Genomic DNA, 13,604 nt, shown 5'->3' with positions numbered 1-13,604 from the left:
GAGGCATGCTGTACAATCTGCTCTTCCCCCTCGCCGACGACGTCGCCGTCTTCAACCTGTTCAAATACCTGACGTTCAGGACCGGCGGGGCGGTGATCACCGCGCTGGTCGTCGCCTTCGTCATCGGCCCCGGCCTGATCCGCTGGCTGAGGAAATGGCAGAAGCAGGGCCAGCCGATCCGCGCCGACGGACCGGAAAGCCACCTGCTGACCAAGAAGGGCACGCCCACCATGGGCGGCTTCCTGATCCTGATCGCCCTGGCGGTGGCCACCCTGCTGTGGGCCGACCTGCGGTCCCACTACGTGTGGATCGTGCTGATGGTGACCCTGGGCTATGGCGGGCTGGGCTTCCTCGACGATTTCCTCAAGGTGTCGAAGAAGAACCCCAAGGGCCTGCCGGGCAAGCTCAAGCTGGCCGGCCAGATCGGCATCGCCACCATCGCCGCGGTCTGGATCTACGCGGTGCAGCGCGACGTGCTGGCCGGCGCCCTGGCGGTGCCGTTCCTGAAAAGCGTGCTGATCCAACTGGGCTGGTTCTTCCTCCCCTTCGCGGTGTTCGTCATCATCGGCGCCTCCAACGCGGTCAACCTGACCGACGGGCTGGACGGGCTGGCCATCGTGCCGGTGATGATCGCCGCCGGGGTGTTCGCCCTGATCAGCTACCTGGTCGGCCACGCGGTCTTCGCCAACTACCTGCAGATCCACTACGTGCCCGGCTCGGGCGAGCTGGCGGTGTTCTGCGGCGCCCTGGTGGGGGCCGGGCTCGGCTTCCTGTGGTTCAACGCGCCGCCGGCCATGGTGTTCATGGGCGATACCGGCTCGCTGGCCCTGGGCGGGGCGCTGGGCGCCATCAGCGTGGTGACCAAGCACGAGCTGGTGCTGGCCATCGTCGGCGGCCTGTTCGTGCTGGAGACGGTCTCGGTGATCGTCCAGGTCGCCAGCTTCAAGCTGACCGGCAAGCGGGTGTTCCGCATGGCGCCGCTGCACCACCACTTCGAGAAGAAGGGCTGGGCCGAGCCGACCGTGGTCATCCGCTTCTGGATCATCGCCGGCATCCTGGCGCTGGTCGGCCTGTCGACCCTGAAGCTGAGGTAGGCCGATGATCCGCGTCCCCTTCCTCGACGGCAAGCAGGTGGCGGTGATGGGGCTGGGCCGCTCCGGCACCGCCACCGCCCGCGCGCTGCTGGACAGCGGCGCCGCCGTGCTGGCCTGGGACGATTCCGAGGCGGCCCGCGCCGCCGCCGCCGAGGCGGGCATTCCCATCGCCGACCTGATGAGCGCCGATCTGTCAAAGGTCGCGCTGATGGTGTGGAGCCCCGGCATCCCCCATACCCATCCCGAGCCGCATCCGGTGGCCGAGCGGGCGCGGGCGGCCGGCATCGAGTTGGTCTGCGACGTCGAGCTGCTGGCCCGCGCCCGGCCGGGCAACCGCTTCGTGGCGGTCACCGGCACCAACGGCAAGAGCACCACCACCACCCTGCTGGCCCACGTGCTGGCGGCCGGCGGGCTGGAGGTGGCGGCCGGCGGCAATCTCGGCACCGCCGCCCTGGATTTGCCCGAGTTGGGCGAGGGCGGGATCTACGTGCTGGAGCTGTCCAGCTACCAGTTGGAGCTGGTGCGCTCGCCGACCCTGGCGGCCGCCGTGCTGCTCAACGTCACCCCTGACCACCTGGGCCGTCACGGCGGGCTCGAGGGCTACGTCGCGGCCAAGCGCCGGCTGTTCGACTTCCTGGGCCCCAATGGCAAGGCGGTGATCGGCATCGACGACCAGCACTGCACCACCATCGCTCAGGAGCTGCTGGCCCGCGGCCTCGACCTGGCGGAAATCTCGGTCGAGCATTACGACGCCCACGTCGCCGCCCCCGACGGCACCCTGCGCGACGAGGGCCGCGAGATCTGCGACCTGGCCCAACTGCCGCAGTTGCCGGGCCGCCACAACTGGCAGAACGCCTGCGCCGTCCATGCCATGGCCAGCGCCCTGGGGCTGGCGCCCGAGACCATCGTCGCCGGCCTCGCCACCTATCCCGGCCTGGCCCACCGCCAGGAGCTGGTGGCCGAGATCAACGGCGTCCGCTACGTCAACGATTCCAAGGCGACCAACGCCGATGCCGCCGAGAAGGCGCTGGTCTGCTACGAGAATGTCCACTGGATCGCCGGCGGCCAGGCCAAGGAAGGCGGCATCGCGGCGCTGGCGCCGCTGTTCCCGCGCATCGCCCGCGCCTATCTGATCGGCGAGGCGGCCGAACAATTCGCCGCCACCCTGGACGGCAAGGTGCCCTTCACCGTCTGCCACGAACTTGTCACCGCGCTGTCGGCCGCCCACAACCGCGCCGCCCCGGGCGAGGTGGTGCTGCTGTCGCCGGCCTGCGCCTCGTGGGACCAGTTCCGCAGCTTCGAGCACCGCGGCGACACCTTCCGCCAATTGGTGAGGGGGCTGGCATGACTTTCGGCCGCACCGATACTTCCGTAATCGGACGCTGGTGGTGGACGGTCGACCGCTGGACCATCGCCGCGCTGTTCTCGCTGATCGGCATCGGCATCCTGCTGACCATGGCCGCCAGCCCGGCGGTGGCCGACCGCATCGGCGCCGAATCGTTCCACTTCATCCGCCGCCAGTTCATCTTCCTGATCCCCGCCTTGGCGGCCATGACGGCGGTGTCGCTGATGTCGCCGCGCCAGGTGCGGCGGCTGGGGGTGATCGGCTTCGCCGGCTCGACGGTGCTGCTGCTGGCGGTGCTTTTCCTGGGGCCCGAGGTCAAGGGCGCCACCCGCTGGATCTCCTTCGGCGGCCTGTCGATCCAGCCCAGCGAGTTCGCCAAGCCCACCTTCGCCGTGGTCGCCGCCTGGATGTTCGCGGAAAGCCGCCTCAACCCCGGCTTCCCCGGCAAGGCGGTGGCCACCGCCCTGTTCGGCCTGACCGCGCTGCTGCTGCTGCTGCAGCCCGATGTCGGGCAGACCCTGATCGTCGCCGCCATCTGGGGCACCCAATTCTTCCTGGCCGGCCTGCCCATGGTGCTGGTGGTGCTGCTGGGACTGCTCGGCCTGGCCGGCGGTATCGGCGCCTATTTCACCTTCGGCCACGTGCAAAGCCGGGTCGATCGCTTCCTCGATCCCGGGGCGGGCGACGCCTACCAGGTGATGACGGCGCTGAACGCCTTCAAGAACGGCGGCATCTTCGGCCGCGGCCCCGGCGAGGGGCGGGTCAAGATGGTGCTGCCCGACGCCCATACCGATTTCATCCTGGCGGTGGCCGGCGAGGAATTCGGCATCGCCCTGTGCCTGGTGGTGGTGGCGCTGTTCGCCTTCATCGTGCTGCGCGGCTTCTCGCGGCTGATGAAGGAGGAGAACCTGTTCGTGGTGCTGGCCTCGGCCGGCCTGCTGGTGCAGTTCGGGCTGCAGGCGATCATCAACATGGCCTCGACCCTGCGGCTGATGCCGACCAAGGGCATGACCCTGCCGTTCATCTCGTATGGCGGCTCGTCCATGCTGGCGCTGGCGCTCGGCATGGGCATGGTGCTGGCGCTGACCCGCAAGCGCTACGGCACGGAGGGCCTGGATCAATGACCAAGCCCTTCGCATTGCTGGCGGCCGGCGGCACCGGCGGACACGTCTTCCCGGCCGAGGCGCTGGCCGGCGCGCTGATCGACAAGGGCTGGCGGCTGGGCCTGATGACCGACCGTCGCGGCCACGCCTATGGCGGCACCCTGGGCAGCATCGAGACCTTCCGCATCGCCGCCGGCGGCATCGCCGGGCGCGGCCTGGCGTCGCGCCTCAAGGGCATCGCCGAACTGGCCCTGGGGGTGATCCAGGCCCGCTCCATCCTCAAGCGCGAGCGGCCCCAGGTGGTGGTGGGCTTCGGCGGCTACGCCTCGGTGCCGGCGGTGGTGGCGGCCAGCCTGCTGGGCATTCCGGCCGCCCTGCACGAGCAGAACGCCGTGCTGGGCCGCGCCAACCGCCTGCTGGCCGGCCGGGTCGCCCGGGTCGCCACCTCCTACGCCCAGGTCGCCCACGTGGATGACGCGGTGCGGGCCAAGGTGGTGCATACCGGCATGCCGGTGCGCGCCGCCATCGCCGCCCTGCGCGACTCCCCCTATCCCGCCCTCGACGAGGCTTCGCCGGTGCGCCTGCTGGTGCTGGGCGGCAGCCAGGGAGCGCGGGTGCTGTCCGAGGTGGTGCCGGCCGCCCTGGCCCGCCTGCCCGAACCCTTGCGCGCCCGCATCGAGCTGGCGCAGCAATGCCGCGCCGAGGACCTGGACGGGGTGCGCCGCGCCTATCAGGGGACCGGGATCGCCGCCACCCTGGACAGCTTCTTCGCCGACGTCCCCGAGCGCCTGGCCGCCGCCCATCTGGTGATCGCCCGGGCCGGCGCCTCGACGGTGGCCGAGCTCACCAGCATCGGCCGCCCGTCGATCCTGGTGCCCTATCCCCACGCCATCGACGACCACCAGACCGCCAACGCCCACGCCGTCGATGATTGCGGCGGCGGCTGGCTGATGCCGCAGCCGGGCTTCACCCCCGACATCCTGGCCGCCCGCCTGGAGCAGCTGTTCACCCAACCCGGCACCCTGGCCCGCGCCGCCTCGTGCGCCCGCGCCGCCGGCCGCCCCGACGCGGCGGCGCGCCTGGCCGACCTGGTCGCCGCCTTGCACGACAAGGAATCCGCCCGATGAGGAAGATGTCGCTGTCCATCGGGACCATCCACTTCGTCGGCATCGGCGGCATCGGCATGTCGGGCATCGCCGAGATCCTGTTCAACCTGGGCTATGCGGTGCAGGGCTCGGACATCGCCGACAACGCCAATGTCGACCGCCTGCGCAAGAAGGGCATCCCGGTGTCGGTCGGCCACACCGCCGACAACCTCAAGGACGCCCGCGTGGTGGTGGTGTCCTCGGCGGTCAAGCCGGACAATCCCGAACTGGTGGCGGCGCGCTCGCGCATGGTGCCGGTGGTGCGCCGGGCCGAGATGCTGGCCGAGCTGATGCGCCTGAAAAGCTCCATCGCCATCGGCGGCACCCACGGCAAGACCACCACCACCAGCCTGATCGCCGCCCTGCTGGACGCCGCCGCGCTGGACCCCACCGTCATCAACGGCGGCATCATCAACGCCTACGGCACCAATGCCCGCCTGGGCGCCTCGGACTGGATGGTGGTCGAGGCCGACGAGAGCGACGGCAGCTTCACCAAGCTGCCCTCGACCTGCGTGGTGGTCACCAACATCGACCCCGAGCACATGGATTATTACGGCAGCTTCGACAAGCTCCGCGACGCCTTCCGCACCTTCGTCGAGAACATCCCGTTCTACGGCTTCGCCGCCTGCTGCATCGACCATCCGGAAGTGCAGGCGCTGATCGCCCGCGTGCCCGACCGCAAGATCGTCACCTACGGCCTGTCGCCGCAGGCGCTGATCCGCGGCACCAACGTCCGCACCGGCCCCGGCGGGGCGCGCTACGACGTGGTCATCACCGACCGCGTCACCGGCGCCACCCGGGTGATCGACGATCTGCGGCTGCCCATGTACGGCGAGCACAACGTGCTCAACTCGCTGGCCACCGTCGCCGTCGCCAACGAGCTGGGCCTGCCCAACGACGTGGTGCGCAAGGCCCTGGGCGGCTTCGAGGGGGTCAAGCGGCGCTTCACCAAGACCGGCGAGGCCAAGGGCGTCACCATCATCGACGATTACGGCCACCATCCGGTGGAGATCGCGGCGGTGCTGCGGGCGGCCCGCTCGGCCACCACCGGCAACGTGGTGGCGGTGGTGCAGCCGCACCGCTATTCCCGCCTGTCCAGCCTGTTCCCCGAATTCTGCACCTGCTTCAACGACGCCGACGCGGTGATCGTCGCCGACGTCTACGCCGCCGGCGAGCAGCCCCTGGAGGGCATCAGCCGCGACGCCCTGGTGCAGGGCCTGCAGGAACACGGCCACCGCCACGTCTTCGCGCTGCCCGCCCCCGAGGCGCTGCCGGCCATGGTCAACGACCTGACCCACGCCGGCGACATGGTGGTCTGCCTGGGCGCCGGCACCGTCACCCAGTGGGCGCACGCGCTGCCGGGTGAGCTGGAAAAGCTTCCGAAGCGGGAGGGCGCGGAATGATCGCCGTCCGCACGCATACCCCCTCCCCCTGGTGGGGAGGGCTGGGGTGGGGGGCGAACCGCGTCGGCGTTGTCGCGGACCTCACCCCACCCCCGACCCCTCCCCATGAAGGGGAGGGGAGCTTGAGCATGGGAGGAGCCCGATGATGGCGGCGCGGCGCAGCTCCGACTGGCGTGACGATCTGCCCCCGGTGCGCGGGCGGATCAGCCTGGACGCGCCCTTGGGCGGGCTCACCTGGTTCCGCGTCGGCGGCCCGGCCGAGGTGCTGTTCCGTCCGGCCGATGCCGAGGATCTGGCGCAGTTCCTGGTGTGCCTGCCCCAGGACGTGCCGGTGACGGTGATCGGGGTGGGCTCCAACCTGCTGGTGCGCGACGGCGGCGTGCCGGGCGCGGTGATCCGCCTGGCCGGCCCCTTCGCCGCCGTCACGGTCGATGACCAGACGGTGACCGCCGGGGCCGGCGCCCTCGACCTCACCGTCGCCATGACGGCGCAGGAGCGCAGCATCGCCGGGCTGGAATTCCTGTCCGGCGTGCCCGGCACCATCGGCGGCGCGCTGCGCATGAATGCCGGCGCCTTCGGCGGCGAGATGAAGGACGTCACCCTGTCCGCCACCGCGCTGGACCGGTCCGGTACGCTGCACAGCCTGGGCCTGGAGCAGCTGGGCTTCGGCTATCGCCATTGCGCCATCCCCGAGGACTGGATCTTCACCGGCGCGGTGATGCGCGGCACGGCCGGCGACAAGGCTGCCATCGCCAGGCGCATGGCCGAAATCCGCGAGGCGCGCGAGGCCAGCCAGCCGACCCGCACCCGCACCGGCGGCTCCACCTTCGCCAATCCCGAAGGCGCCAAGGCGTGGGAGCTGATCGACCAGGCCGGCTGTCGCGGCCTGGCCATGGGCGGCGCCCAGGTCTCGGAAAAGCACTGCAACTTCCTGCTCAACACCGGCGACGCCACCGCCGCCGACATCGAGGCCCTGGGCGAGGAGGTGCGCCGCCGCGTGCGGGAAACCTCGGGCGTCGAGCTCAGGTGGGAAATCCGCCGTATCGGGAGGGCCGGGTCATGACCGCCTTCATCCCGTCATCCCCGCGCAGGCGGGGATCCATGCCGGCCACGAAGCCCATGGGTGGCGCCATGGATGCCCGCCTGCGCGGGCATGACGGAATTATTGGAGCGACGCCATGGCCACGCAGCGGAGCGAAGCAATGGTAAAGCGCGTCACCGTACTGATGGGCGGCGCCTCGGCGGAACGCGAGGTGTCCTTGAACTCGGGCAAGGCCGCCGGCCATGCCCTGGAGCAGGCCGGCTACACCGTCACCATGCTCGATGTCGGCCGCGATCCCGGCGACATGGTGCGCGAGATCGTCGCCAGCCGGCCCGATGTGGTGTTCAACGCCCTGCACGGCCGCTTCGGCGAGGACGGCTGCGTCCAGGGCGTGCTCAATCTGCTGGAGATCCCCTACACCCATTCCGGCCTGCTGGCCTCGGCCGCCGCCATGGACAAGGCCTTCGCCCGCGCCCTGTTCGTCCAGGCCGGCATCCCGGTCGCCGACGGCCGGGTGGTGGCCAAGGGCGAGCCCGCGCCGCTGCCGCGCCCCTATGTGGTCAAGCCGCTGAACGAGGGCTCGTCGGTGGGCGTCTACGTCATCAAGGAGGGCGACAACCGCGATCCCCTGACCGACTGGCCGTTCGCCGCCGCCCAGGTGCTGGTCGAGGAATTCGTGCCCGGCCGCGAGCTGACGGTGGCGGTGATGGGCGGCAAGGCCCTGGGGGTGCTGGAGATCACCTCGGACCGCGGCTTCTACGACTATGACGCCAAGTACGCGCCGGGCGGCTCGCGCCACCTGATGCCGGCCCCCATCCCGGCCGCCGACGCCGCCGAATGCTGCCGGCTGGCGGAAGCGGCGCACCGGGTGCTGGGCTGCCGCGGGGTCAGCCGCACCGACATCCGCTACGACGACACCCGGCTCGGGCAGCCCGCCCGTCTGGCGGTGCTGGAGGTCAACACCCAGCCGGGCATGACCGCCACCTCGCTGGTGCCCGAGATCGCCGCCCATGGCGGCATCACCTTCCCCGAGCTGGTGCGCTGGATGGTGGAGAACGCCGCATGCGACGCCTGAGCGACACCGACATCGTCGTCACCGCCGACGACCGCATCCAGCCCACGGCGGCGGCGCCGTCGCGGCCGCGCCGCACTGCGCCCGGCCCGCGCACCACGCCAAGCCCGCGCGCCGAGGCCGAGCCGAAGCCGAAGAAGACGCGGCGCAAGCGGGTGCTGCCGCGCTTCGACCTGACGCCCCTGCAGAAGCTGGCGGCCGGCGGCGTCGCCGTCACCGCCCTGGCGGTCGGCGGCGCCGTGGTGTGGCATTCGGGGGTGCTGCAGCGGACCGCCCGCACCGCATTCGCCATGGTGCTGGACGCCACCGCCGAGGCCGGCTTCCGCGTCGCGGACGTGACCATCAGCGGGCGCGGCCGAACCTCGCTGGACGACATCTCGTCGGCCCTGTCCGCCCGCCACGGCTCCCCCATCCTGGGCATCGACATCGAGGCGGTGCGCGACCGGCTGGAAGCCATTCCCTCGGTGCGGGCCGCCGCCGTCGAGCGCCGGCTGCCGGGCAACCTGCACCTCGCCATCGCCGAGCGCCAGCCGGTGGCCATCTGGCAGAACAACGGCGGCCATGTCCTGGTGGATCGCGACGGCCACCAGATTCCCGGCTCCATCGCCGGGTTCGAAGGGTTGCCGCTGGTGGTGGGCGACGGCGCCGGGGTGCGCGCCGCCGAATTGCTGGCGCTGATCGCCGTCGAGCCGGAGCTGGCGGCGCGGGTCAAGGCGGCGGTGCGGGTCGGCAACCGCCGCTGGAACGTGATGCTGGACGATTCCAAGGACGGCCTGGAGGTCCGGCTGCCGGAAGAGGGCGCCGAGGCGGCCTGGCACCGCCTGGCCGAAGTGGAACGCAATCGGGGGCTTTCAGGGCGCCAGATCGACATGGTCGATCTGCGCGTGCCCGACCGCATGGTGCTGAAGACCGAGCGCCCGGCGGCCGCGGCGGATGCCGTGAAGCGCAAGGACAACGGGGCCTAGAAGAGGGACGGGGGGGAATGCGTAGCGGACTGATCGCGGCTCTCGACGTCGGCAGCACCAAGGTGTGCTGTTTCCTGGCGCGCGTCCAGGACGACGGCTCTCCGCGCATCATCGGCATCGGCCATCAGCTGGCGCGCGGCATGCGGGCCGGCGCGGTGGTCGACATGGAGGAGCTGGAGCATTCCATCCGCGCCTCGGTGGACGCCGCCGAGGAGATGGCCGGCGAGCGCGTCAAGTCGGTGGTGGTCAACGTCGCCGGCGGCACGCCCGCCTCGACCAACGTCAAGGTCGAGGTGGCCATGAACGGCCACGCCGTCAACGAGGCCGACATCCGCCGCATGCTCGATCACGGCCGCGCCCACAACGAGACCGCCGACCGCGAGCTGATCCACGCCATCCCGGTGGATTACACCATCGACGGCAACGAGGGCATCAAGGATCCGCGCGGCATGTACGGCGAGCGCCTGGGCGTGGCGATCCACGTCATCGCCGCCGCCATCGGCCCGGTGCGCAACCTGCAGACCGTGGTGCACCGCTGCCACTTGGACATCGAGAGCCGGGTGGTCAGCCCCTACGGCTCGGGCCTGGCCTGCCTGGTCGAGGACGAGAAGGAGCTGGGCGTCACCTGCATCGACATGGGCGGAGGCACCACCTCCATCGCGGTGTTCCTGGCCGGCCAGCTGGTGCACACCGACATCATCCCGGTGGGCGGCCATCACGTCACCAACGACGTCGCTCGCGGCCTGTCCACCACGCTGGCCTATGCCGAGCGGATGAAGACCCTGTACGGCAGCGCCATCCCCTCGGCCGCCGACGACCGCGAGATGCTGAAGGTGCCGCTGGTCGGCGAGGACGAGGACGGCGCCGCCAACCAGGTGCCGCGCTCCATGCTGATCCAGATCATCCAGCCGCGGCTGGAAGAGACCTTCGAGCTGGTCCGCTCGCACCTCGAGCATGGCGGCTTCGACAAGCTGGCCGGGCGGCGCGTGGTGCTGACCGGCGGCGCCAGCCAGATGCAGGGCGTGCGCGAATTGGCCGGGCTGGTGCTCGACAAGCAGGTCCGGCTGGGCCGCCCGGTGGGCTTCCACGGGCTGCCCGAGGCCACCGGCGGCCCGGCCTTTTCCACCTGCGCCGGACTGATCCGCTACGCCATGGCCCACGCGCCCCCGGCCAAGGCCGGGCGCAAGGCCGGCGGCGGCGAGGAGGCCGGCTCAGGATTCGGACGGTTCGGACAGTGGCTCAAACGCAATTTCTAGATAACCCCTTCAAGACTGCCGGCAAAGACCGGCGACAGCAGCGCGGAGGTAACAAGATGCTCAATTTCCATCCCGACTCGACCCACGAACTCAAGCCCCGCATCACCGTCGTCGGTGTCGGCGGCGCCGGCGGCAACGCCGTCAACAACATGATCGCCTCGAAGCTGGAAGGCGTGGATTTCGTCGTCGCCAACACCGACGCCCAGTCCATCGCCCAGTCGCGCACCGAGCGCCGCATCCAGCTGGGCACCAACGTCACCCAGGGCCTGGGCGCCGGCTCGCGTCCCGATATCGGCCGCGCCGCCGCCGAGGAAAGCCTGGAGGAGATCATCAACCAGATCGGCGCCGCCAACATGGTGTTCATCACCGCCGGCATGGGCGGCGGCACCGGTTCGGGCGCCGCGCCGGTGATCGCCCGGGCCGCACGCGACCAAGGCATCCTGACCGTCGGCGTGGTGACCAAGCCGTTCCACTTCGAGGGCGCCCACCGCATGCGCACCGCCGAGGGCGCCATCGAGGAGCTGTCGCAGTACGTCGATACCCTGATCATCATCCCCAACCAGAACCTGTTCCGCGTCGCCACCGAGCGCACCACCTTCGCCGACGCCTTCAAGATGGCCGACGACGTGCTGTATTCCGGCGTGCGCGGGGTCACCGACCTGATGATCATGCCCGGCCTGATCAACCTGGACTTCGCCGACATCCGCACGGTGATGAGCGAGATGGGCAAGGCGATGATGGGCACCGGCGAGGCCGACGGCGACAAGCGCGCCATCGCCGCCGCCGAGGCCGCCATCTCCAACCCGCTGCTCGACGACACCTCGATGAAGGGGGCGAAGGGCGTGCTGATCAACATCACCGGCGGCTCGGACATGACCCTGTTCGAGGTCGACGAGGCGGCCAACCGCATCCGCGACGAGGTCGACCCCGACGCCAACATCATCTTCGGCTCGACCTTCGACGAGAACCTGACCGGCAAGATGCGGGTCTCGGTGGTGGCCACCGGCATCGCCTCGGAAGCGGCCCAGCAGCCCCGGCCGACCATGATCTCGCTGGTCGGCGGCAACGCCCCGGCCCAGCCCAAGGTCGCCGCCGCTCCGGCCGCCACCCCGGTGTTCCAGCCCCGCGTGGTGACCGCCGGCGCCACCCAGGCGGCCGCCATCGCCGAGCCGGTGGTGGCTCGCGCCGGCACCGCCACCGTCTCGGTCGCCGCCGCCGCCAAGGTGATTCAGCCCGACCTGGCCCGCGACCCGCGGGTGGAGGCCGCCTTCAACCAGCGGGTCGAACCCGCCTTCAACCAGCGGGTCGAACCCGCCTTCAACCAGCGGGTCGAACCCGCGTTCAACAACCGCCCGGAGCCGGCCTTCGCCCGGTCCGAGCCGGCCTTCACCCGCCCCGAGCCGAGCTTCAGCCAGCGCGGTGAAACCGCGACGGCGCAGCGGGTGGAGCCCTCGTTCGCCCGCCAGCCGGAAGCCGAGGCGGAATTCCCGCCGGCCCCGGACATGTCGGCGCTGACCCAGGCGGTGGGTGACATTGCCGCGGCGGTGCATCGCGCCAACCCGGCCCCGGCCGCCGCCCCGGCCGCCCGTCCGGCACAGCCGGCTCCGGCCCAGGCCCAGGCGCGGCCGCAGCCGCAGCCCGAACCCGAGCCGCGCCGCACCGGCTCGCTGTTCGAGCGCCTGGTCGCCTCGCGCCGTCCGGCCCAGCCGGCGCCGCAGCCGGCCCGCCAGGAGGCGGCCTCGGCCCCGCCGGCCCCGCAGCCGCGCATGGCCGCCCAGCCGGCGGTGTCGCGCGCCTCCGAGGACCTCGACATTCCGGCCTTCCTGCGCCGTCAGGCCAACTGACCCGCAGGGACCGGAATTCGCGTTGCTGAACGACTTCGGCCCGGCCGCCACCTCGGCGCCGGGCCGCCTTTTTTTGCACTGCGCAATAACCCCTTCGCAGGTGTAACAAAACGAAACAATGATTGATTTGAGGCCTTGCGCCCCCAGGGCTAGTGTTCAAGCGTCGAAACAGGCCGGAACGACCGGGCATCGCGGGTAACCGTAAGCCCACCTCCCGCCGGACATGGGGTGAAGTCAGTGAAGTTCGCGAACTCCGACGTGGTTTCCACCATCAAGGCCACCCCCGACTCTTCCGATCATATGGCCATCCGCCAGCGTACCCTGAAGACCGCCATCGCCTGCACCGGCATCGGTCTGCATTCGGGTGCCAAGGTCACCATGGTGCTGCACCCGGCCGATCCCGATACCGGCATCCGCTTCAAGCGCACCGACATCGCCGGCCGCGGCGCCATCGTTCCCGCTCTGTGGTCGAATGTCGGCGACACCCGCATGAATACCTGCCTGGTCAACGGGGACGGCGTTGCGGTGGGCACCGTCGAGCACCTGCTGAGCGCGCTGGCCGGCTCGGGCGTCGACAACTGCCTGATCGAGATCAACGGCGCCGAGGTGCCGGTGATGGACGGCTCGGCCGCCCCCTTCCTGTTCCTGGTCGAATGCGCAGGCACCGTCGAGCTTTCGGCGCCGCGCCGCGCCATCCGGGTGCTGAAGCGGGTGTCGGTCAAGGACGGCGACAAGTCGGCCACCCTGATCCCGGGCGCCGGGTTCTCGCTGACGTTCGAGATCGATTTCGCCAGCCAGGCCATCGCCCGCCAGGAATTTTCCGTCGCGCTCACCCGCGGCGCCTTCAAGTCCGAGATTTCCCGCGCCCGCACCTTCGGCTTCGAGCAGGACGTCACCATGCTGCGCGCCGCCGGCCTGGCCCGCGGCGGCTCGCTGGACAACGCGGTGGTGATCGACAGCACCGGCCGCAAGGTGCTGAACGACGACGGCCTTCGCTACGGCGACGAGTTCGTCCGCCACAAGATCCTCGACGCGGTCGGCGACCTCTATCTGGCCGGCGCCCCCCTGATCGGCCGCTTCCACGGAATCCGCTCCGGCCACGCCCTGAACAACCTGCTGCTGCGCACCCTGTTCGCCGACCAGACCGCCTGGGAATACACCAGCGTGCTGCCCGGCTCGGCCGCCGCCCAGCAGGCCGCCCCGGATCTGCGCGCCGTCGCCAACGGCTGATTTCCACCTCCTCCTGAACGAACGGCTCCGCCCCCGGTCTCCCCGGGGGCGGTGGCTTTCTGGCGTGGGAGTTGACGCATCGGGTCGCCCGGCGCACCATTCGCG

Annotated in this window: 11 protein-coding genes; all 11 read left to right on the top strand. The window is 70.9% G+C overall.

All coding sequences use genetic code 11. From position 1 onward, the window contains the following. Positions 1–5: 5 nt before the first annotated feature. The 11 genes from mraY (at position 6) to lpxC (ending at position 13,499) form a co-directional block, all read left to right on the top strand. The gene (mraY, locus tag MTBUT4_RS06350; RefSeq protein WP_173978825.1) at positions 6–1,094 is read left to right on the top strand and encodes a phospho-N-acetylmuramoyl-pentapeptide-transferase; all 1,089 of its coding nucleotides are present in this window, start codon (positions 6–8) and stop codon (positions 1,092–1,094) included. A 4-nt stretch (positions 1,095–1,098) separates the two neighbouring features. Next, positions 1,099–2,442, top strand: coding sequence for a UDP-N-acetylmuramoyl-L-alanine--D-glutamate ligase (murD, locus tag MTBUT4_RS06345; RefSeq protein ID WP_173978824.1), 1,344 nt, complete (start codon positions 1,099–1,101; stop codon positions 2,440–2,442). Then, positions 2,439–3,563, top strand: a complete 1,125-nt coding sequence (ftsW, locus tag MTBUT4_RS06340; protein ID WP_173978823.1) for a putative lipid II flippase FtsW — start codon at positions 2,439–2,441, stop codon at positions 3,561–3,563. Before murD ends, ftsW begins: the two co-directional genes overlap by 4 nt. After that, the gene (murG, locus tag MTBUT4_RS06335; RefSeq protein ID WP_173978822.1) at positions 3,560–4,669 is read left to right on the top strand and encodes an undecaprenyldiphospho-muramoylpentapeptide beta-N-acetylglucosaminyltransferase; all 1,110 of its coding nucleotides are present in this window, start codon (positions 3,560–3,562) and stop codon (positions 4,667–4,669) included. Before ftsW ends, murG begins: the two co-directional genes overlap by 4 nt. Beyond that, complete coding sequence (gene murC, locus MTBUT4_RS06330) at positions 4,666–6,090, top strand: UDP-N-acetylmuramate--L-alanine ligase (RefSeq protein ID WP_173978821.1); 1,425 nt, start codon at positions 4,666–4,668, stop codon at positions 6,088–6,090. The genes murG and murC overlap by 4 nt, the downstream gene beginning before the upstream one ends. 142 nt (positions 6,091–6,232) lie before the next feature. Beyond that, positions 6,233–7,153, top strand: a complete 921-nt coding sequence (gene murB / locus MTBUT4_RS06325) for a UDP-N-acetylmuramate dehydrogenase (protein WP_173978820.1) — start codon at positions 6,233–6,235, stop codon at positions 7,151–7,153. Between the two features lie 139 nt (positions 7,154–7,292). Further along, positions 7,293–8,207, top strand: a complete 915-nt coding sequence (locus tag MTBUT4_RS06320) for a D-alanine--D-alanine ligase (RefSeq protein WP_173978819.1) — start codon at positions 7,293–7,295, stop codon at positions 8,205–8,207. After that, on the top strand, positions 8,195–9,169 hold the full coding sequence (locus MTBUT4_RS06315) for a cell division protein FtsQ/DivIB (protein ID WP_173978818.1): 975 nt from the start codon (positions 8,195–8,197) through the stop codon (positions 9,167–9,169). Before MTBUT4_RS06320 ends, MTBUT4_RS06315 begins: the two co-directional genes overlap by 13 nt. 17 nt (positions 9,170–9,186) lie before the next feature. Beyond that, the gene (gene ftsA / locus MTBUT4_RS06310) at positions 9,187–10,425 is read left to right on the top strand and encodes a cell division protein FtsA (protein WP_173978817.1); all 1,239 of its coding nucleotides are present in this window, start codon (positions 9,187–9,189) and stop codon (positions 10,423–10,425) included. Positions 10,426–10,481: 56 nt separating this feature from the next. Beyond that, positions 10,482–12,269: a cell division protein FtsZ gene (gene ftsZ / locus MTBUT4_RS06305; RefSeq protein WP_173978816.1), complete on the top strand. Its 1,788-nt coding sequence runs from the start codon at positions 10,482–10,484 to the stop codon at positions 12,267–12,269. Between the two features lie 300 nt (positions 12,270–12,569). Then, positions 12,570–13,499 carry a UDP-3-O-acyl-N-acetylglucosamine deacetylase gene (gene lpxC / locus MTBUT4_RS06300; RefSeq protein ID WP_217424122.1) on the top strand — a complete coding sequence of 310 codons (930 nt, stop codon included), beginning with the start codon at positions 12,570–12,572 and terminating at the stop codon, positions 13,497–13,499. The last annotated feature ends 105 nt before the right edge of the window (positions 13,500–13,604 follow it).

Origin of the sequence: Magnetospirillum sp. UT-4 (assembly GCF_902729435.1) — a bacterium.
GTDB lineage: Bacteria > Pseudomonadota > Alphaproteobacteria > Rhodospirillales > Magnetospirillaceae > Magnetospirillum.
The sequence above is the reverse complement of the archived record's forward strand: the minus strand, read 5'-3'. Positions and strand labels throughout refer to the sequence as shown.